The following is an 18,919-nucleotide window of genomic DNA, read 5'->3' as shown; positions in this document are numbered from 1 at the left end:
CCGGTCCCTTTTCGCAAGCTGGTGCCATTGCTTGGACATAGGCCACAATCAGGGTCTTTGCCAGAGGCGGCGGTGGTCGAAATCCGCGTGATGGCGGGTTGCGGGTCGGGGTTGCCGGGCTGCAACGCCGCGCGCATCATCGCAGCCAGGCGGCTAGGCCGGGGCCTGGGGCTGTGCTAGGGTTTGGCCAACAGCCGGACCAACCGGCACAGGCAGGATAGTTCACGCGGATGATGCGCACTGCGCCTTTGGCTCTGTTCGGGGCCGTTTTCTGGCTTGCGGCCTGCCAGCCGGCCGGCACACCGCAGGCCCCCGGCCGCGCCGATCTGTCGATGGAGCTGGTGCGCCTGACCGTGCCCGGCCCGCCCGACAGCGCGCAAGGGGCGTGCTGGGCGTCGGACGTGACGCCGATGGTGATCGAGACTGTCACCGACCAAATCATGGTCGCGGACGAGCGGCGCGACAAGGCGGGCAAGCGGGTATCCCCCGCCGTGTTCCTGTCCGAGACCCGGCAAAAGATCGTGCAGGATCGCGAACAGGTCTGGTTCCGCAGTCCCTGCCCGCAAGAGATGACGGTTGAGTTCATTGCCAGCCTGCAACGTGCGCTGAAAGCGCGGGGGCTGTATGTCCTGCCGCTGACCGGCCAGATGGATGCGCCAACCCGCGCCGCCCTGCGCCGGTTTCAAGCCGAACGCGGGCTGGAAAGCGACCGGCTGTCGCTGGGCGCCGCGCGCGAACTGGGGCTGGTGACCACCGATCAGGGCAGAAGATGACCGATCTTGCACCAGCTGCCCGGGCGGAGCTGATCCGGCTGTGGGACGGCGCGCAGGATGCGGCGCATGATTTGGGCCATATCGACCGGGTTTGGGCCAATGCGAAAGCAATCATGAGCGATGAGCCGCGTGTGGATGCGCAGGCGTTGCAGATGGCGGTGATCTTTCACGATGCGGTCAACCTGGCCAAAGATGCACCGGACCGCGCCATGGCCTCCACCCTGTCGGCCCGCGCGGCGGGGGATTGGCTGGCGGGGCAGGGCTGGGGGGCGGACCGGATTGCGCTGGTGGTTCATGCCATCGAGGCGCACAGTTTTTCCGCCGCCATTGCCCCCCGCACCGCCGAAGCGCGTGTGCTGCAGGATGCCGACCGGCTGGAGGCTTTGGGGGCCATCGGACTGGCCCGCATGTTTGCTGTGACCGGGGCGATGGGGGGGACGCTGTTCCACGCGACGGACCCGCTGGGGCAGCACCGCCCGCTGGATGACCGCGCCTTTGCGCTGGATCATCTGGAGGTCAAGCTGTTCGGTCTGGCCCAGACCATGCAGACGCCTACGGGCCGCGCAATGGCCGAAGAACGCAGCGAATGGATGTTCAGCTTTCGCGCGCGGTTGCTGCGTGAAATCGGCGGGGCCACGACGTTTTTCTGATCTTTTCGGACCCTTGACGGGCACAAGCCCTGGACGGGCGTGTGGTGGCCTCCACCCCGGCCCTGCGCCACGCGGAGGAGAAATGCGCTTTTCCTGCCCGGGTCAGGTGCAAGTGTGCACGGTGGTCAAGGCGGCAAGCCGCGGGTGGTGGCGTGGCCATCCCGGGGTCCACCGGCCGAAACGCAAAACGCGCGACAGTCGGGCTGCCGCGCGTCTGGTTTGTTTGCCGGTGCCTTTACTCGATGGCAAGCGCCACAAAGCGTGGGTCACCGGCGCGGCGGACCAGAAGCAGGATGGACTTGCGCCCGGCGTCGCGCGCCTCAGAGATGCGGTCTTCCAGATCCTGCAGGCGGACCACTTTCTGCTGACCGGCTTCGGTGATGATGTCGCCATCGCGCAGCCCCTTGGCATAGGCCTCGGAGGTCTGGTCAACCGCGCCCACGACAAGCCCTTCGGCGTCATTGGGCAGGCTGAGCTGCTCTTTCATCTCGTCGGTCACCGGCGCCAGCGTCATGCCCAGGATTTCGGCTTCGACCGGATCTGCCGGGGTGGCGGCGGCTGGGCGGGTTTCGGCGGCTTCGGCCTCTTCCCGGCGGCCAAGGGTGACCTGCAGGGTTTCGGACTTGCCATCGCGCTGCACGATCACCGGAACCGCCTCGCCCACCGGGCTGTCTGCGACGCGGCGGGTCAGGTCGCGGGTGTCGCGCACCGGCTGACCATCAAACAGGGTGATGACATCGCCCGCGATGATGCCCGAGTCCTTGGCCGGACCATCCGGCACATCGGTGACCAGCGCGCCCGAGGCCTCGGTCAGGCCCATGGCTTCGGCAACATCGGGGGTAACGTCCTGAATACGCACGCCCAGCCAGCCACGACGGGTTTCGCCGAACTCCTTCAGTTGATCCACCACCTTGGTCACCACATTTGACGCCATCGAAAACCCGATGCCGATCGACCCGCCGTTGGGCGACAGGATGGCCGTGTTCACGCCAATCACCTGACCATCCATGTTGAACAGTGGACCACCCGAGTTGCCGCGGTTGATGGCGGCGTCGGTCTGGATGTAATCGTCATAGGTGCCCGACAGCGCCCGGTTGCGGGCAGAAACGATGCCCGCGCTGACCGAAAAGCCCTGGCCCAGCGGGTTGCCCATGGCCACGACCCAGTCGCCCACGCGGCTGAGGTCGGAATTGCCGAAGGCCACGAAAGGCAGGGGGATGTCGCTTTCAACTTTCAGCAGCGCAATGTCGGTCTTGGGGTCGGTGCCCACCAGTTCGGCCTTGAGCCGGGTGCCCGAGAAGAACTCGATCTCGATCTCGTCGGCGTTTTCGATGACGTGGTTGTTGGTGACGATATAGCCGTCTTCGGAAATCACGAAACCGGACCCCAGCGCCTCGGACCGGCGCGGCGCACGCTCGCCGCCGCGCGGGTTGTTGCGATCCATGAAATCGCGGAAGAAATCTTCAAACGGGCTGCCCTCAGGCACGATCGGGTCGCCCGAAGCCGGGCCAGACACCACGGCAGAGGTGGTGATGTTCACGACCGATGGGCTGATTTGCTGCGCCAGATCGGCAAAGCTGTCGGGCGCACGGGCGAAAGCCCCCTGCGCCTGACCCAGCGCAAGCGCGAGGCCAAGGCCGATGGCCAACAGCGTGGCCCGGCCCCGTGCCGCGACGGCCGGGTGTCTGGAATAGAATATGGCTTTGGACTGCACTCCCGAACTCCTCATTGTTTGGACGGCAGGCCCAAGGCGCGGATATACGCGCCGGGTCGCCAGCAGGCTCTAACATATCATCAGGTAAGCACGGCCGAATGCAATGCAAACCCTGTTACGATCCCTCAAAGCCTTGTGATGGCCGCGTGTGGCCCCGGCTTAGCGGTTGCCCTGTTGCGCGAACAGGCCCGCGTCTTCGGCGGCGCGGCGCAAAGCCTTGGATTTGTTGACAGTTTCCTGAAATTCCGCCTCAGGATCGCTGTCATAGACCACGCCGCCCCCGGCCTGCACATAAAGCGTTTCATCCTTCAGCACGGCGGTGCGCAGGGCGATGCAGAAATCCATTTCGCCATTGGCGGCAAAATATCCGACGCCGCCACCATAGACGCCGCGCTTTTCCGGCTCCAGCTCGTCGATGATTTCCATCGCCCGCACCTTGGGCGCGCCCGAGACCGTGCCCGCAGGCAGACCGGCCAGCAGGGCCGACAGCGCGTCCTCGCCCTCTTTGATCTGGCCCACCACGTTGCTGACGATATGCATGACGTGGCTGTAGCGTTCGATGGTGAATTTCTCGGTCGGGTGCACGGTGCCGACGCGGCTGACCCGGCCCACATCGTTGCGGCCAAGGTCCAGCAGCATCAGGTGCTCGGCCAGTTCCTTCTGGTCGGCCAGCAGGTCCAGCTCCAGCGCGCGGTCCTCTTCGGGTGTCTCGCCGCGTTTGCGGGTGCCGGCGATGGGGCGGATCGTCACCTCGCCGTCGCGCAGGCGCACAAGGATTTCGGGGCTGGCCCCGATGACCTGAAAGCCGCCGAAGTTGAAGAAGAACAGGAAAGGCGACGGGTTGGTACGGCGCAAGGACCGGTACAGCGCAAAGGGCGGCAGCTCGAACCGTTGCGCCCAGCGTTGGCTTGGCACCACCTGAAAGATATCGCCGGCGCGGATGTAATCCTTGGCCTTTTCGACCGCCTGTTTGTAGCCATCATGCGTGAAGTTCGACACCGGCTCGCCCACCGGGGCGGCTTGCCCCAGATCGCGCTGCGCCGGGGGCGCGCGGTCAAGATCGCGCAGGGCGTCCATCACCCGCTCTGCCGCCTGCGCATAGGCCGCGCGGGCCGATAACCCGCCCGCAGCCCAAGCGGGCGACACCAGCGTCACCTCACCCTTCACCCCGTCCAGCACCGCAATCACCGTGGGCCGCATCAGCACCGCATCGGGCAGGCCAATGGGGTCGGGGTTCACGTCCGGCAGGTTTTCCACCAGCCGGATCATGTCATAGCCCAGATAGCCGAAAAGCCCGGCCGACACGGCGGGCAGGCCATCGGGCATCTCGATCGCGCATTCGGCAATCAGATCGCGCAGGGTTTTCAGCGGATGGCCATCCAGCGGGTGAAACGCCCCCGCATCAAACCGCGCCTCGCGGTTGATCTCAGAGCGCGCGCCGTTGCAGCGCCAGATCAGATCAGGCTTCATCCCCACGATGGAGTAGCGGCCCCGCACCTCGCCCCCGGTAACCGATTCCAGCATGAAAGTGTCGGGCCGGGCCTCGCCAAGTTTCAGCATCAGGCTGACGGGTGTATCCAGATCGGCGGCCAGACGGGCCCAGACCAGTTGGTTCTTTCCCGCGCTCCAGTTGCGTTCGAAGTCTTCAAAACTGGGGGAGAGGATCATCGGTCAGGGCTTTCGGCCAGAGTTTTCGGGCAGGTTTGGGCGGTCAGTTGAACTGCGCGTTCACGGCGTTGATGGCGTTCTGGTCAAGGAAGATCCCGGCCTCGTCGGTCAGCGCGTTGGAAAACAGTTGTAGCGCGTCCTGCGACAGGGCCTGTTCGACCTGCGCGGCAATTGCGGCTTTCAGCGCGGCCACCTCGTCGCCCTCTTGTGCGGCGGGCAGCACCTCGTCCAGCCGCACCACGCCGACGAAGCCTCGCCCTTCGATCACCCGCACCTCGCCCGGTTCCATGGCAAAGACCGCTGTCAACAGCTCGGGCGGCGCGTCTTCGACAAACCCGTCACGCGAGATGTTGGCGGTGCGCTGCACGATGCCAAAGGCACCAAGCGACTGGCCCGCCTCGACTTCGGCCTTCACCTCGATCGCGCGGTCGGCCAGCGCTTTGGCGGTGGCATCGGCGGTATAGGCTGCGACCACATCTTCGCGGGCGGCGTCAAACGGGATCGGGGCAGCGGGCACCCGTTCGACAAATTCCATCGCCACGACACCGCCATCGGCCAACAAAACCGCCTCGGGAAAATCGCCTTCGGCCAATGCGTCCGCCGCCGTGCGGAAGGCTGGGTAGCCTGCAATGCCTTCGGGCGCGGTGTCAGCGGCGACATAATCCAGCGTATCAAGGGTCATGCCCTGATCCTGCGCCACTTCCTCCAGCGTCGATCCGCCCGCCAGCAGGTCATCAATCGCTTCGACCCGGTCGGCGATGGCGCGGCGGGCAGAGTCGGTCTGCATCTCGATCGCAAGGTCGGTGCGCGCATCTTCAAAGGTGATTTCCTGCGCGGACAGGATCGCATTCATGCGAAACAGGGCGGGGCCAAGCTCGCTGTCAAACGGACCCGCTACGCCGGGGCCTTCCAGTGCAAACACACCGTCACCGGCGGCACCCAGCGTTTCGCGCGACACATCGCCAAGATCGATGTCTTCCAGATCCAGCCCGCGCTCTGCCACCAGCGTCTCGAATGCCTCACCCGCATCCAGACGGGCCCTGGCATCAGCCGCGGCTTCGGCAGAGGGGTAGATCAGCCGTTCGACGAGCCGCCGTTCGGGCTGCACGAATTCGGCAATCCGGGCGTCATACATCCGGCGCAGTGTGTCTTCATCCACCGGCTGATCGGCCGCAATCTCATCAGGCAGCAGGGCTGCATAACGGATGCGCTTGGCCTCGGGCGCGGTGAAGCTGGCGATATTGGCGTCATAGAACGCCTGGAGCGCCGCATCATCAGGCGTGCCAAGCGGGGCAGCCAGCTCATCGCCAGTCAGTTGCAGCAGCGAAAAACCGCGCCGTTCGCTGACCCAGTTGTACAGCGTATCGGTCAGCGGGGCAGGGGCCACAAAGCCGCCCGCAATCGCCCCGGTCAGCAGCTGGCGCGCCACATCGGCCCGCAGCCCGGCTTCAAAGGCGTTTTCGGTCAGGTTGTTGCGGTCCAGCACGAAGCGATAGCTTTCGCGGTCAAACTGACCGGAGGTGCCCTGAAACGCCGGGGTTTCGGTAATGCGCTGCGCGATCACCGCATCGCCGACCGACAGGCGGACGCGGTCCGCCTCGTTGTCCAGCGCGGTCTGAGCGACGATGGATTGCAGAACCTGCCGGTCCACCCCGAGGCTCTGCGCCTGCGCCAAGGAGACGTTCTGGCCAAACTGCGCCGTCAGCGCCGCCAGTTCCTGCTGCAAGGCGCGGGCATAGGTGTTGGTCGCGATCTCACGCTCGCCCACCCGGCCGATACTGGTCAGACCACCGCCAAAGCTGGTTACGCCAAAGCCGCCAAGGCCGACGACCAGCATGGCCATCAGCGCCCAGACCACAATCTGGTTGCCCTTGCCCTTTTTGCGCGGGGTATCGTCGCTGTTTTTGGCCATCATCCGCCCCTTTGGAACCTGTTTGCGACTGTCTATGCGTTAAGGCAAAGCGGAACAAGAGGATGTCAGGCGCGAAAGGCTTTCAGCCGCGCGAACAGTTCGGCAATGCCGGTCGCATCGACATTGGCAAAGGCGATGCGGATCTGCCGCTTGCCTGCCTCCGAATCGCCGGGCTGAAACATGGTGCCGGGCAGCATCAGAAGCGACGCCTCGGACACCAGCCGTTTGCACAGTTGATCTGACGGCAGGTCGAACGGGTGTTCGACATAGGCGAAATAGGCACCGCAGCCCAGCAGGGTCCAGCCCTCAAGCTGCGCAAAGCCTTGGGTCATTGCGCGGCGGCGGCTCAGGATCTCGTCCCGTTCCCCCGCGACCCATTGGCCAAGGTTGCGCATGCCCCACAGCGCTGCGATCTGGCCCAGTTGGCCGGGGCAGATGGCGACGGTGTCGAGAAACTTTTCGACCTCGGCCAGCCGTGCTGTGCTGGCCACGACCGCGCCGACGCGGTGGCCGGTCAGCCGGTAGGCTTTGGAAAAACTGTAAAGGTGGATAAGGGTGTCCGACCAGTCAGGATCGGCAAAAAGGTCATGCGGGCGGCCACCCAGTTCCACCGAATGTCGACTGTCGAAATCGCGGTAGGTTTCGTCAACGATCAGGGCAAGGCCATGGCTGCGGCACAGATCGCGGAAGGCGGTCAGCGTCGGCGCCGGGTATTCCACACCGCCCGGATTGTTGGGCGATACCAGGATGATAGCGCGGGTTCTTGATGTGATCAGCGCGCGTGCAAGGTCGGCATCGGGGATCAGCGTCGGCCCGGTATCCAGCGGCACAGTGTGCACGCCCTGCATGTCGAACCACATTTTATGGTTGAAATACCAGGGGGTTGGCAGGATAACTTCATCCCCCGCACCGGCGAGGGTGGACATCACGGCGGTAAAGGCCTGATTGCACCCTTGGGTAATCGCCACCTCTTCCGCATCAATGTTGCCGCCATACAGTGCCGACCATTGCCCGGCAATCTCGGCCCGCAGCTCTGGCAGGCCCAGCACCGGGCCGTAAAGATGCGCCGCGTCATTGGTCAGCGCCGCCTCGGCGATTGCCTGCCGCAGCCCGAGCGGCGGCGGCTCGACCGGAGCCGCCTGAGACACGTTGATCAGCGGTCGGTCGGCGGGGAAGGTGACCCCCTGCAACCAGCGCCGCGCCTCCATCACCGGCGGGGATTCGGTCGCGGCCATGGCGGGGTTGAGCGGGTGGGTCATGATTGCGCCTTGTGCTGGCGGCAGGACCGGGGGTTTCACACCCCCGGACCCCCGTGGGATATTTAGGAACAGATGAAGACGGGGGCTGCGCGCAAAATCAGTCGGTGCCGCGGTAAGGCTGGACGTATTGCAGCGCCATGTCCCAGGGGAAGAAGATCCAGGTGTCCTGGCTGACCTCGGTGATATAGGTATCGACCTGCGGGCGGCCCGAGGGTTTGGCGTAGACGGTGGCGAAATGCGCGCGCGGATACAGGTTGCGCACCAGTTCCAGCGTCTTGCCGCTGTCGACCAGATCATCGACGATCAGGATGCCGGTGCCATCGCCCATCAAATCGGCCTGCGGCGATTTGATCACCCGCGCTTCGGTCTGGGCCTGATGGCTGTAGGATTTGACGCTGATCGTATCGACCACGCGGATATCCAGCTCGCGGCTGACGATCATGGCGGGCACAAGGCCGCCGCGGGTGATGCCGACCACGGCTTTCCAGGCGCCATTGTCCGGGCCCTTGCCGTCGAGCCGCCAGGCCAGCGCGCGGGCATCGCGGTGGATCTGGTCCCAGCTGACGTGGAAGCCTTTTTCATGCGGCAGGCGGTCGGTCATGGCAGGCTCCTTCAGGGGATGGCGATCTTGGCGCCGAGCAGGGCGAGAAGACCGCCAAAGCTGCGGTCCATGGTGGATTTCGCGCCGACATAGGCGCGGCGGGTGGCAGGCAGCGAAAAGATGCGGGCAACGAAGGTGTTCCACAGCGTTTCCACCGTGAACAGAAAGCTGAGCAGGGTGATCAGCACCCACAGCGGCGTGCCCGGTGGCACGGTGCCGATGAAGATGGCCGAAAGCACGATGGCGGGTTTGGGGTTGGACAGCTGTGTGAGCAGACCGAGCCGGAACGCCGAGAAGCCTGAGCGCGGCGGCAGGCCGGTGGTGTCGGGCAGCGGATCGGCGGCATGGCGCCACATCTGCACCGCCATCCAGATCAGATACAGCCCGCCCGCGAGCTTGAAGGCCCAAAGCAGCGCCGGGGCCACCTTGAACAGCGCCGCCAGACCCGACAGCGCCAGCGCCGCCCAGATCACGGCGCCAAGGCCGATGCCCATGGCGAGGAAAAATCCGGTGCGCAACCCTTCGGTCACCCCGGTGCGGGCTGACATCAGCACGGCGGGGCCGGGGCTGACCGCGCCCATGGTCAGCAAAGCCGCCACCGCAAGAAACGCCGCCAGTGTCATCGCGCCCGCCCTTCGCTCACCGCTTAGTCGCCACGACCTGTCACCACGTCGATATCGGGTGCGTCCACCGCCTTCATGCCTACGACATGATAGCCCGCATCGACATGCAGGTTTTCGCCGGTGGTGCCCGAGCCGAGGTCGGAAATCAAGTAAAGCGCGGCCTTGCCCACCTCTTCCTGCGTGACATTGCGGCGCAGCGGGCTGTTCAGCTCATTCCATTTCATGATGTAGCGGAAATCGCCGATTCCGCTGGCGGCCAGGGTCTTGATCGGCCCAGCTGAGATCGCGTTGACGCGGATGCCGTCCTTGCCAAGGTCTTCGGCGATGTATTTCACCGATGCCTCAAGGGCTGCCTTGCACAGGCCCATCACGTTGTAATGCGGCATGACCTTTTCGGCACCGTAGTAGGTGAGGGTCAGCAGGCTGCCGCCATTTGGCATCAGCTTTGCCGCACGCTGGCAGACGGCGGTGAAGGAATAGACGGAAATATCCATCGACATCAGGAAGTTGGCGCGGCTGGTTTCGACGTAACGACCGCGCAATTCATTTTTGTCGGAGAATCCGATGGCATGCACCACGAAGTCGATCGTGCCCCATTCCGCCTCCAGCCACGCAAAGAGCGCATCCATGCTGTCTTCGCTTGCGACATCGCATTCAAACAGCCGGGGCTCGCCCAGCGAGGCCGCAAGCGGGGCAACGCGCTTTTTGAGCTGTTCACCCTGATAGGAGAACGCCATCTCGGCCCCATGGTCGGCGAGGGTCTTGGCAATGCCCCATGCAATGGACTTGTCATTGGCAAGCCCCATGATCAGCCCGCGCTTGCCCGCCATAAGTCCTGTTGACATCTGTTGCCCCTCGCACATTTCTCGCTTTGAGATAGACGTGTAGGCGAAAGGCAAAGCGCGTTCAAGCCAGAGGCTGCGGGCGGCTTTCGCGTAGAACAAGGACAGATATCATGGACCGGGGCGGAATTTTTGCGGGCGATGACCCGTTTGCCATCGCGCGGCGCTGGATGGGCGAGGCGGAGGGCAGCGAGCCGAATGACCCAAATGCCATTGCATTGGCCACGGTGGATCAGGACGGTTTGCCCAATGTGCGCATGGTGCTGCTGAAGGACATAGAGGACGATGCCTTTGTGTTCTACACCAATTACCAGTCAAAGAAGGCGGTTGAAATCGAGGCCTCGGGCAAGGCGGCCTTTGTGCTGCACTGGAAATCGCTGCGCCGCCAGATCCGGGTGCGCGGCGTGACCGAGCGCGAAGAAGGTGCGAAGGCCGATGACTATTACGCCAGCCGCAGCCTGAAATCGCGGCTGGGGGCCTGGGCCAGCCAGCAGTCGCAACCGCTGTCCAGCCGCGAGCATCTGATGGCCGAGGTGGCAAAACTGACGGTGACCAAAGGCACAAATCCGCCGCGCCCATCCTTTTGGGGAGGTTTCCGCCTGCGCCCGGTTGAGATAGAGTTCTGGGCGGACGGGTCTTTCAGGCTGCATGATCGTTTCCGCTGGAAACGTCAGACAACGCTGGATCCGTGGGAGATTGTGCGTTTAAACCCTTGACCGTCGTATTTTTCGACACGAGGGGAGGCGCATTTGTTGCGGAAGTGTGCTTGAATCCTGTCCCGGAATAGCGTCAATCTGGCGCTTGGGGTCAATCTGGGGAACGACTCTGTTATGACTTTAGAAGAGCCGGCCACGCATATTGTGCATGGCCATGTGAAATGGTTTGATCCTGCGAAAGGATTTGGCTTCATCGTCTCGAACGAGGCGGAGAGCGATATCCTGCTGCATGCGAATGTGCTGCGGAATTACGGCCAGAATTCCGTGTCTGACGGGGCGATGATTACCGTACGCGTTCAGCAAAGTCCGCGTGGCGCGCAGGCGGTCGAGGTTGTGTCGGTGCAGGCACCGGCAGGGGCGGCCTTGCCGCTGGCCGATGAAGGCAATCTGATGTCGGCCGAAGATATAGCGGCGCTTGCCCTGGAACCCTCTCGGGTGAAATGGTTCGACAAGGCCAAGGGTTTTGGCTTTGCCAATGTATTTGGCCGCAACGATGATGTGTTCATTCACGTCGAAGTGTTGCGCATGTCGGGCTTTGCAGATCTACAAGCAGGGGAAGCGGTTTGCCTGCGGATCATCGAAGGCAAGCGCGGGCGCATGGCGGTACAGGTGGCATCATGGGAAGCAGCAGCGCGCACAGAGCGCGGATAAGGTGTCGGGCGCTGATCGGATCTGTCGCAGCACTGGTCCTGACGGTTGGGGCCGTGTCGGCCGGGTGTCGCGATGATCAGGTGGAACTGCGCTGGCCGGGGGGGCAGGCGCGGTTCGCGGTAGAGGTGGCGGATACCGATGCGGCACGCAGCCGCGGGCTGATGTTTGTCGAAGACATGCCCCGATCAGCGGGGATGCTGTTCGTGTATGAAAGCCCCCGTCGGGCGACCTTCTGGATGAAGAACACCCTGATTCCCCTCGACATGATCTTTGCCGATGCCTCGGGGCGGGTGACAAAGGTCCATGCCAATGCCCAGCCGCAGGATCTGACGACGATTGATGGCGGCGAGGGTGTCAAGCTGGTGCTGGAAATCAACGGCGGGCTGGCCGCACGCATGGGGATTGCGCCCGGTGCCGAGCTGCGCCACCCATCAATTGCAGATCCGGCATGGTCTTGTGCACAATAGCCCTTTTCATCCCCTGCGGCATTCGCTAAGACCCCCTCAGTCGGGGCGTAGCGCAGCCTGGTAGCGCGACGGTTTTGGGTACCGTAGGTCGAGAGTTCGAATCCCTCCGCCCCGACCATTTTTCCTTCCAAGCACACAGATGTGGGTCAGCGCTGTCTTAACGGGCAACGGGCCCACAGGACTTGCGTTCCACCAGCCGGCAGGCAAGCTCGATGCGGCGGGCGGGCATATGGGCCCCAAGGCCCAGGTCGCGCACCAGATCGACCGCCGCCGATCCGATGTGGCGCATCGGAATTTCAAGGACGGTCAGGGCGGGCGAGAAGAACGCACCCTGAGCCAGCCCATCCATGCCAAGCACCGACACCTGATCGGGCACCGCGATCCCCAGCGAGGCCAGTCCCTGCATCGCCCCGAGGGCCAGACTGTCGCCGGCGCAAAGCACGGCGGTGAAGTCGAGGCCGACGGCGCTTACCCTGTCGCGCAGCGCCTTTGCGGCCTGATCGGGCAGCTAGTCTGCGACATCCACCTGCAGGCCGGGATCGAACGGCGCCCCGCCCGCCGACATCCGGTCGCGCCAGCCTTCGGCCCGCCGTTCGATGGTGCGGCGGCCCCTGCGGCTGAGAAAAAGAATGCGGCGGTGCCCCAGCCGCATCAGGTAATCGGTGGCCATGCTGGCGGCGGCGCGGTTTGACGGCGCGACCGACGACAACTGCATCAGCGGATCATCCCCGTTGACCAGCACCACCGGCTTGCGAAAGCTGCGGGCAGCGGTCAGCATGTCTTCGTCATCCAGCGTCAGAAACAGCAGGCCCGCCACGCGCGGGTCGGTTGCGGCTGTTGCCAGGGCCTGCCGTTCCTGTTCGGTTGAGGTGATGGCTTCGGTGATCACCTCGGCCTGCAACAGGCGGGCGCGTTCTTCGATGCCTTGCATGACGTTCAGGGTGAACTGGCTGCGGGCGTAATCTTCCATTGCGGCGCGGCTGGCCAGGATCAGCAGCCGCTGACCGGCAAGGGTCGATGGCAGGGCATAGCGAAACTCCTGCGCCTTGCGCTGGATCTTTTCCACCAGTTCGGGCCGGACACCGGGCGCACCCGAAAGCGCGCGCGACACCGTGGCGATAGAGACATCGCAGGCCTTTGCAAGGTCATCCAGTCTGATGCGGCGGCTGGCTTTGCCACTTTTTCCGGGGGGAATCGCTGTCATGGGGGTCTTTCCGCTTTGCTGCGTGACTATGCAAAAAATTTTCAGGTTGTGCAAAAATTTTGCACTGCCATGTTTCAAAGACCGACCAAACGCCGATGCCCGGGGAGGGGACATGCGACCACAGGCTGATCAGATCAGGCGTAAACTGGGCCAGTTGGTGCGGGGGCTGACCGATCTGCGCCATGACGGTCAGTTTGACGAACCCAATCTTGACGGGACGGCGGGTGATTACATCAGCTTTGACAGTTGGGAATGGCCGCAGGGTGTGGGGCTTTATGGTCTGGCACAGTTGTGGCGGCGCCATCGTGACCCGGCGTTGCAGGAAGTGCTGGAAAGCTGGTATGCGCGGCATCTGGCGGCGGGGCTGCCCGATCTGAACATCAACACCACAGCGCCCATGCTGGCGCTGTCGCTGCTGTGGACCGAGACCCGCGATCCGCGCTGGCGGCCCGTGCTGGACGATTGGGCCAACCGGCTGATGGCGGAAGCGCCGCGCACGGCGGAGGGCGGGTTTCAGCACGATGTGTCGGACAAAGTGAACCCCGGCGAAATGTGGGATGACACGCTGTTCATGGCGGGGCTGTTTCTGGCGCGCTATGGCCATGCCTCGGGCCGGGCCGAGCTGGTGGATGAAGCGATCCGCCAGTTTCTGGTGCATGCGCGGTATCTGTCGGACCCTGCAACCGGGCTGTGGTTTCACGGCTGGACCTTTGACGGGCGGCACAATTTTGCCCGCGCCCGCTGGGCGCGCGGCAATGCCTGGATCACGGCCTGCATTCTGGATCTGTTCGAGGTGCCGGGCCTGCCGGGTTCGGTGCGGCTGTACCTGACCGAAGTGCTGAAGGCGCAGGTTCAGGCGCTGCTGCCGTTGCAGACGGATAGCGGGGCGTGGCGGACGCTGCTGGATGACCCGACAAGCTATGAGGAGATCAGCGCCACGGCGGGCTTTGCCTACGGTCTGCTGAAAGCAGCGCGGCAAGGGATTGGTGGGCCGGGTTGGGCCGAGGCCGGGTGGCGCGGCGTGGCGGCGGTGATGGCGAACATTGACGACGCGGGCACGGTGCAAAACGTGTCATACGGCACCCGCATGGGGCATGATCTGCAGTTTTACCGGGATATTCCGTTGCAGCCCACCGGCTACGGGCAGGCGCTGGCGATCCTGTGTCTGGTCGAGGCCGAAGGGCAACTTGAAGCACAAGGAGCGGCGGCATGATGGATGTGCGCTATGGCGGCAACCCCGCCGATGTGATGACCGCGACGACCGACCGGCTGCGCAGCGATTACATGGTGGAAGGGGCCTTTGCGCCGGGGGCCTTGCGGCTGACCTATACCCATGTCGACCGGATGATCCTTGGTGGCGCGGTGCCCACCGATACACCGCTGGTGTTCGGCGATGGGGCGGAACTGGGGACCGAGTTTTTCTTTTCTGCCCGTGAAGGCGGCCTTGCCAATCTGGGCGGCCCGGGGTTGGTGACCGTTGATGGCACCGATTATCCCATGGGCAACCGTGATATCCTGTATGTCGGGCGCGGGATGCGGCGGGTTGAGATGCGCAGCGAGGATGCGGCCAATCCGGCGTGGTTCTACCTCAACTCTGTACCAGCGGGCGCGGATCACCCGACCCGGTTGATCCGCCGCGATCAGGCCAAGCGCATCAGCTTGGGCGATCCGGCCAAGGCAAATGTGCGGTCATTGGCGATGTATATCCACCCCGAGGTGTCGCCGTCGTGCTTGCTGTTGATGGGCATTACCGATCCGGCCCCCGGCAGCATGTGGAACACCATGCCGCCGCATCTGCACGAACGCCGGATGGAGGCCTATTGCTATTTCGACCTGGGTAACGATGACCGGGTGATGCATTTCATGGGCCGCCCCGACCAGACCCGGCATCTGGTGATTGCAAATGGTGACATGGTGCTGTCGCCTGCGTGGTCGATCCACATGGGGGCGGGCACCGGACCCTACGCCTTTGTCTGGGGCATGACCGGCGAAAATCAGGCCTATACCGACTTTACCCCCGTTCCCGTTTCCTCCCTCAGGTAAGACCCCGATATGCAAGGCTTTCTGTCCCATCCCCTGACACCCGGCGCGGCCATCGGCTATTGGCGGCTTGGCCCGACCGTTGAGGCGCGGTTCGATCTGCCCGACATGCCGATGAAGGGTGAGATGGACCCGTTCTTTTTCCTGACCAAGGACAAGAACTTCATCCCGCACGAATACCCCTGCCGCACGCAGTTTGCGGCTGACCGCCGGGACCAGCGGCCCGATGCGCAGGGCGCGTTTGAGGCGGCGCGCAACTGGCTGCCGTTTGGTTCGCCCCGGCTGGATCTGTCGGGCTTCTGGTTCCGGCCCACGCATATTGCGACATGGGCTGAAACGGTGATCCGCGCAGGGGCAGCGGGCCGGGCGCGGCTGCGGCTGCGCACCTGTGGCGGCGCGGTGCTGGTTGTGAACGGGGCCGAGGTGGGCTGGATGGCCCCCTACAAGCGCAACGCCGAAACAGCGGCGGAGTTTGAGGTAGACGTGACCGCTGGCGATAACCGGGTCGAGGTGTTCTTCGACGATCTGGCCGAGCGCGATGCCCGCTATTACATCCAGCTGGACTGGCTCGATGGGCCTGAGGCACAGGCGGGCATCCCGACCGAGTGCAGCACCGACCGTGCCCGCGCGATGGAAACGGCGCTGGCCACCATGCACTTTGACCAGCCCGCTTATACCGGGGGCGAGGTGGCACTTGTTCTGCCGCAGCCAATGCCGCTGGCGGTGGATGTCGCGATCCGGATTGAGGGCGATTTCATGTCGCACCATCCGGCCGCCTTGCAACGCCACCTGCCTGCAGGTGCGGCGCGGCTTGTGATCGACCGCGCCGAAAACCTGCCCGGTGATTTCCGGCATTTCATCCCCACCCTGACCGCAGACGGCTTTGCCGCCACCCGCACCTTCGGGGTAGAGGTCTGCGATCTGGCCGCACAGGGCACGGTGCCCGCCACGCTGGAGGCGCGGATTGACGAGGCGCTGACCTGGGTTGCCACCCGCGCCGAACCTGACACCGTGGCGGCACTGGCACGACTGGCGCAGGGGCTGTCCGGCCCCGAGACCGAAGCAATGATCGACGCGACCCTCCCCGCGATCGAGGATTGCTGGGACTGCGCCGATTTCGCGCTGGTGCCGCTGTTGTGGGGGCGCACCCGGTTCGGACATCTTCTGTCCGACCGGGTGCGCGACCGCATCGACGCGGCCATCCTTGGCTACCGCTACTGGATGGATGAGCCGGGCAATGATGTGCAGTGGTATTTCAGCGAAAACCACGCGCTGCTGTTCCACACCTCGGCCTATCTGGCGGGCGCTCTGCTGCCTGATGCCACCTTCCGCCGGGCGGGGCGCAGCGGGGCGGAACAGTCGGCCACGGGGCGCGACCGGGTGCAGGCATGGCTGGACCATTTTGAGGAGTGGGAGATGGCAGAGTTCAACTCTGCCCCCTATTTCCCGATTGATCTCAAGGGCCTGACCGCGCTTTACGCCCTTGCCCCCGACGCCGATATCCGCGACCGGGCGGGCCGTGCCGTGGTGCGGCTGGTCGAGGTGGTGGCCAATTCGGCGCATCACGGCGTGATCACGGCGGCGCAGGGGCGCAGCTATGAACACACGCTGCGGGCGGGCCGCACGTTGGAACTGTCAGCGATTACCCGCATGCTCTGGGGCATGGGCCAGTTCGGCGCGCGGTTCCACTGCCTGCCGGGGCTGGCACTGGCGCTGCGGGACCATGGCTTGCAGCTGGATTCCGCGCTGTCCGCCCGCGCCAGTCTGGCGGCGGGCGAACAGGAATGGGTGTTTGCGCAAGGCGAGGGGCGGTTTGCAGCCCTGTACCACGCCAAAACCCCCGGCTGGGCGATGGGGTCAACGGCGGCCTATCGCTGGTTTGACTGGGGCTATCAGGAAACGCTGTTGCATGCGCGTCTGGGGGCCAACCCCGATGCGCAGATCTGGATCAACCATCCGGGCGAGGTGATCCATTCCGGCTATGGCCGCCCGTCCTATTGGGGCGGTTCGGCCTCGGTGCCGCGCGTGCAGCAGTATCGCGGGCTGGCGCTGGTGTGGTTTGATGGCCAGCCGGAACAGCCCGATTTCACCCATTGCTGGTTTCCGGCGATCGCTTTTGACCAGATCCACCTGCAAGACAATCTGGCAGCTGCCATCGCAGGCGAGGGCGCGATGCTGATCCGCGCCTCCGGCCCGTTGATGATGGTGGCCGACGGCCCCACCGCAGGCTGCGAACTGCGGCTGGCGGGGCGGCAGGGCTGGTGGCTGGTGCGGATGGGGGATGCGACCCCGGGGCTGGAAGCTTACGTGGCGACATTCTCGCAACTGGCCCTTGATACAGACGCAAATCCGCGTGCTACAGTCACGGTGGAGGACCCCGAATACGGCCCGGTGCAGTTCCATGCCGATGGCCGGATCGAGGCGGAGGGACGGATGGTCAATCCAAAGGACTGGACGGTCGTGGGGCACAGAACCCTGCACCGGTGACGACGACCCCGGCGGGAGGCCGGGATAACACAAGGAGGAGAACGCTATGAAAAACACGATGATCGCACTGGCCCTTGGGGCCAGCCTGATGGGCACCACGGCACTTGCAGGCGATGTGCGCCTGATGTGGTATTCTGACGGGGTGGAAGGCGAGGTGATGAAAGATCTTGTCGCCCGGTTCAATGCCGAAAACCCCGGCATCAACGTCATTCTGGACGAGGTGGCCTACAAGGTGGTGCAGGAACAGCTGCAGATTCAGCTGGAGGCAGGGTCCGGCCCGGATATTGCGCGGGTGACCAACATCAAGACGCTGGCGCCGCACTGGCTCGACCTGACGCCGCACCTGTCGGACGCCGAATACTGGCGCACCAATTTCGGCGCCCATGCCGACTGGATGCGTGAAGACGGCAGCGACGCCATCACCGGCTTCATGACTCAGCTGACCCTGACTGGCGGCTATGCCAATGCCACGCTGTTCGAACAGGCGGGTGTGGCGCTGCCGGGGGAGGGGGCCACCTGGGATGATTGGGTGAACGCCGCCGATCAGGTCGCGAAATCACAAGGCACCGCCGCCGCCTTTGCCATCGACCGGTCTGGCCACCGGATTTCTGGGCCGAACGTGTCATATGGCGCGAATTACATCGGGGCCGATGGCCTGCCCGCGCCGGTCGATGACGGCACCAAGGCTTTTGCCGCCAAGCTGGTGGCTTGGGTCGAGGGCGGGCAGATGCTGCGCGACACCTGGGTTGCGGCGTCGGGCTCCACCTACCGCGCGGCGGCGGATGACTTCATCAACGCAGCGATCCCGTTCTACTATTCGGGCAGCTGGCAGATCGCCAACCTGTCGACCAAGATCGGTGACGGGTTCGACTGGGTGGCAACGGGTTCTCCCTGCGGCACGGCGGGCTGTTCCGGTCTGGCTGGGGGTGCGGCTCTGGTTGCAGTGAAATACACGCAGAACGCCCCGGAAGTAGCGAAAGTCATGGAATATTTCGCGCGCGAAGACATCGTGAAAGAGTTCTCGGAGCGCACCCTGTTTCTGCCCGCCCATGCTGGCGTTGCTGCGGCTGGCGGCATGAACTGGCAGACCGAGGACAAGAACGTGGGGGCCGCGCTTGATGCCTATGTTGCGGCGGCGGGTGATATCCTGCCGGGTGCCGGTGCGCTGCCCGCGTGGAAATGGGCGACGCCCTACTATGGCGCGCTGGTCAACCGGATCAGCCAGGTGATGGCGGGGGAACTGACGCTGGACGACGCTTATGCCCGCATCGACCAGGACATCACCGAAGCGGTTGCGGCGGCGCAGTAAGCC

General features: G+C 64.4%; 16 protein-coding genes, 1 tRNA gene and 1 pseudogene. 10 read left to right on the top strand and 8 right to left on the bottom strand.

The window, feature by feature from the left end:
- Positions 1 to 230 precede the first annotated feature (230 nt).
- Both EEB11_RS13140 and EEB11_RS13135 read left to right on the top strand, forming a co-directional pair.
- Positions 231 to 773, top strand: coding sequence for a peptidoglycan-binding domain-containing protein (locus EEB11_RS13140; RefSeq protein WP_245298901.1), 543 nt, complete (start codon positions 231 to 233; stop codon positions 771 to 773).
- Positions 770 to 1,423 (top strand): HD domain-containing protein, encoded by a 654-nt coding sequence (locus EEB11_RS13135; protein WP_135432057.1) that lies wholly within the window; start codon positions 770 to 772, stop codon positions 1,421 to 1,423. The genes EEB11_RS13140 and EEB11_RS13135 overlap by 4 nt, the downstream gene beginning before the upstream one ends.
- A gap of 235 nt (positions 1,424 to 1,658) precedes the next feature.
- On the opposite strand, the gene EEB11_RS13130 is transcribed toward EEB11_RS13135, so the two are convergent.
- From EEB11_RS13130 to fabI, 7 genes are all read right to left on the bottom strand, one after another.
- On the bottom strand, positions 1,659 to 3,137 hold the full coding sequence (locus tag EEB11_RS13130; RefSeq protein ID WP_167852740.1) for a DegQ family serine endoprotease: 1,479 nt from the start codon (positions 3,135 to 3,137) through the stop codon (positions 1,659 to 1,661).
- Positions 3,138 to 3,296: 159 nt separating this feature from the next.
- Positions 3,297 to 4,805 (bottom strand): anthranilate synthase component I, encoded by a 1,509-nt coding sequence (gene trpE, locus EEB11_RS13125; protein ID WP_135432055.1) that lies wholly within the window; start codon positions 4,803 to 4,805, stop codon positions 3,297 to 3,299.
- Positions 4,806 to 4,848: 43 nt separating this feature from the next.
- Positions 4,849 to 6,717 carry a peptidylprolyl isomerase gene (locus EEB11_RS13120; protein ID WP_135432054.1) on the bottom strand — a complete coding sequence of 623 codons (1,869 nt, stop codon included), beginning with the start codon at positions 6,715 to 6,717 and terminating at the stop codon, positions 4,849 to 4,851.
- Positions 6,718 to 6,782: 65 nt separating this feature from the next.
- A complete protein-coding gene (locus tag EEB11_RS13115) occupies positions 6,783 to 7,976 on the bottom strand; it encodes an aminotransferase (protein WP_135432053.1) in 1,194 nt (397 codons plus the stop codon).
- A 97-nt stretch (positions 7,977 to 8,073) separates the two neighbouring features.
- Positions 8,074 to 8,577, bottom strand: coding sequence for a xanthine phosphoribosyltransferase (gene gpt / locus EEB11_RS13110; RefSeq protein WP_135432052.1), 504 nt, complete (start codon positions 8,575 to 8,577; stop codon positions 8,074 to 8,076).
- An 11-nt stretch (positions 8,578 to 8,588) separates the two neighbouring features.
- Positions 8,589 to 9,200 (bottom strand): LysE family translocator, encoded by a 612-nt coding sequence (locus EEB11_RS13105; protein ID WP_135432051.1) that lies wholly within the window; start codon positions 9,198 to 9,200, stop codon positions 8,589 to 8,591.
- Between the two features lie 23 nt (positions 9,201 to 9,223).
- On the bottom strand, positions 9,224 to 10,045 hold the full coding sequence (fabI, locus tag EEB11_RS13100) for an enoyl-ACP reductase FabI (protein ID WP_135432050.1): 822 nt from the start codon (positions 10,043 to 10,045) through the stop codon (positions 9,224 to 9,226).
- A gap of 110 nt (positions 10,046 to 10,155) precedes the next feature.
- Here fabI and pdxH point away from each other — a divergent pair, with 110 nt between their 5' ends.
- The 4 genes from pdxH (at position 10,156) to EEB11_RS13080 (ending at position 11,994) form a co-directional block, all read left to right on the top strand.
- Positions 10,156 to 10,758, top strand: a complete 603-nt coding sequence (gene pdxH / locus EEB11_RS13095) for a pyridoxamine 5'-phosphate oxidase (RefSeq protein ID WP_135432049.1) — start codon at positions 10,156 to 10,158, stop codon at positions 10,756 to 10,758.
- Positions 10,759 to 10,872: 114 nt separating this feature from the next.
- The gene (locus tag EEB11_RS13090; protein WP_135432048.1) at positions 10,873 to 11,409 is read left to right on the top strand and encodes a cold-shock protein; all 537 of its coding nucleotides are present in this window, start codon (positions 10,873 to 10,875) and stop codon (positions 11,407 to 11,409) included.
- Positions 11,376 to 11,876 carry a DUF192 domain-containing protein gene (locus EEB11_RS13085; RefSeq protein ID WP_135432047.1) on the top strand — a complete coding sequence of 167 codons (501 nt, stop codon included), beginning with the start codon at positions 11,376 to 11,378 and terminating at the stop codon, positions 11,874 to 11,876. The genes EEB11_RS13090 and EEB11_RS13085 overlap by 34 nt, the downstream gene beginning before the upstream one ends.
- Positions 11,877 to 11,917: 41 nt before the next feature.
- Positions 11,918 to 11,994, top strand: a tRNA-Pro gene (locus EEB11_RS13080).
- 39 nt (positions 11,995 to 12,033) lie between these two features.
- Here the strand turns inward: EEB11_RS13080 and EEB11_RS13075 are convergent.
- Positions 12,034 to 13,080 (bottom strand): annotated as a pseudogene (locus EEB11_RS13075) (LacI family DNA-binding transcriptional regulator).
- A 112-nt stretch (positions 13,081 to 13,192) separates the two neighbouring features.
- Between EEB11_RS13075 and bglB the strand changes: the two are divergent.
- The 4 genes from bglB to EEB11_RS13055 are packed head-to-tail and all read left to right on the top strand — an operon-like array spanning position 13,193 to position 18,916.
- The gene (gene bglB, locus EEB11_RS13070) at positions 13,193 to 14,293 is read left to right on the top strand and encodes a beta-galactosidase BglB (RefSeq protein WP_135432046.1); all 1,101 of its coding nucleotides are present in this window, start codon (positions 13,193 to 13,195) and stop codon (positions 14,291 to 14,293) included.
- Positions 14,290 to 15,123: a 5-dehydro-4-deoxy-D-glucuronate isomerase gene (gene kduI, locus EEB11_RS13065; protein ID WP_135432045.1), complete on the top strand. Its 834-nt coding sequence runs from the start codon at positions 14,290 to 14,292 to the stop codon at positions 15,121 to 15,123. The genes bglB and kduI overlap by 4 nt, the downstream gene beginning before the upstream one ends.
- A gap of 9 nt (positions 15,124 to 15,132) precedes the next feature.
- Positions 15,133 to 17,607 (top strand): hypothetical protein, encoded by a 2,475-nt coding sequence (locus EEB11_RS13060; RefSeq protein WP_135432044.1) that lies wholly within the window; start codon positions 15,133 to 15,135, stop codon positions 17,605 to 17,607.
- A 46-nt stretch (positions 17,608 to 17,653) separates the two neighbouring features.
- On the top strand, positions 17,654 to 18,916 hold the full coding sequence (locus EEB11_RS13055; protein WP_135432043.1) for an ABC transporter substrate-binding protein: 1,263 nt from the start codon (positions 17,654 to 17,656) through the stop codon (positions 18,914 to 18,916).
- Positions 18,917 to 18,919 lie beyond the last annotated feature (3 nt).

The organism is Pseudotabrizicola sediminis, assembly GCF_004745575.1.
GTDB lineage: Bacteria > Pseudomonadota > Alphaproteobacteria > Rhodobacterales > Rhodobacteraceae > Pseudotabrizicola > Pseudotabrizicola sediminis.
Note: the sequence above shows the minus strand (reverse complement) of the source record. Positions and strands in the feature narration are given on the sequence as shown.

Excerpts from the sequence above, each read along its gene's own strand:
- EEB11_RS13140 (WP_245298901.1), top strand. The coding sequence starts at position 231 with ATGATGCGCACTGCGCCTTTGGCTCTGTTCGGGGCCGTTTTCTGGCTT.
- EEB11_RS13135 (WP_135432057.1), top strand. The coding sequence starts at position 770 with ATGACCGATCTTGCACCAGCTGCCCGGGCGGAGCTGATCCGGCTGTGG.
- trpE (WP_135432055.1), bottom strand. The coding sequence starts at position 4,805 with ATGATCCTCTCCCCCAGTTTTGAAGACTTCGAACGCAACTGGAGCGCG.
- EEB11_RS13120 (WP_135432054.1), bottom strand. The coding sequence starts at position 6,717 with ATGGCCAAAAACAGCGACGATACCCCGCGCAAAAAGGGCAAGGGCAAC.
- EEB11_RS13115 (WP_135432053.1), bottom strand. The coding sequence starts at position 7,976 with ATGACCCACCCGCTCAACCCCGCCATGGCCGCGACCGAATCCCCGCCG.
- gpt (WP_135432052.1), bottom strand. The coding sequence starts at position 8,577 with ATGACCGACCGCCTGCCGCATGAAAAAGGCTTCCACGTCAGCTGGGAC.
- EEB11_RS13105 (WP_135432051.1), bottom strand. The coding sequence starts at position 9,200 with ATGACACTGGCGGCGTTTCTTGCGGTGGCGGCTTTGCTGACCATGGGC.
- fabI (WP_135432050.1), bottom strand. The coding sequence starts at position 10,045 with ATGTCAACAGGACTTATGGCGGGCAAGCGCGGGCTGATCATGGGGCTT.
- pdxH (WP_135432049.1), top strand. The coding sequence starts at position 10,156 with ATGGACCGGGGCGGAATTTTTGCGGGCGATGACCCGTTTGCCATCGCG.
- EEB11_RS13090 (WP_135432048.1), top strand. The coding sequence starts at position 10,873 with ATGACTTTAGAAGAGCCGGCCACGCATATTGTGCATGGCCATGTGAAA.
- EEB11_RS13085 (WP_135432047.1), top strand. The coding sequence starts at position 11,376 with ATGGGAAGCAGCAGCGCGCACAGAGCGCGGATAAGGTGTCGGGCGCTG.
- bglB (WP_135432046.1), top strand. The coding sequence starts at position 13,193 with ATGCGACCACAGGCTGATCAGATCAGGCGTAAACTGGGCCAGTTGGTG.
- kduI (WP_135432045.1), top strand. The coding sequence starts at position 14,290 with ATGATGGATGTGCGCTATGGCGGCAACCCCGCCGATGTGATGACCGCG.
- EEB11_RS13060 (WP_135432044.1), top strand. The coding sequence starts at position 15,133 with ATGCAAGGCTTTCTGTCCCATCCCCTGACACCCGGCGCGGCCATCGGC.
- EEB11_RS13055 (WP_135432043.1), top strand. The coding sequence starts at position 17,654 with ATGAAAAACACGATGATCGCACTGGCCCTTGGGGCCAGCCTGATGGGC.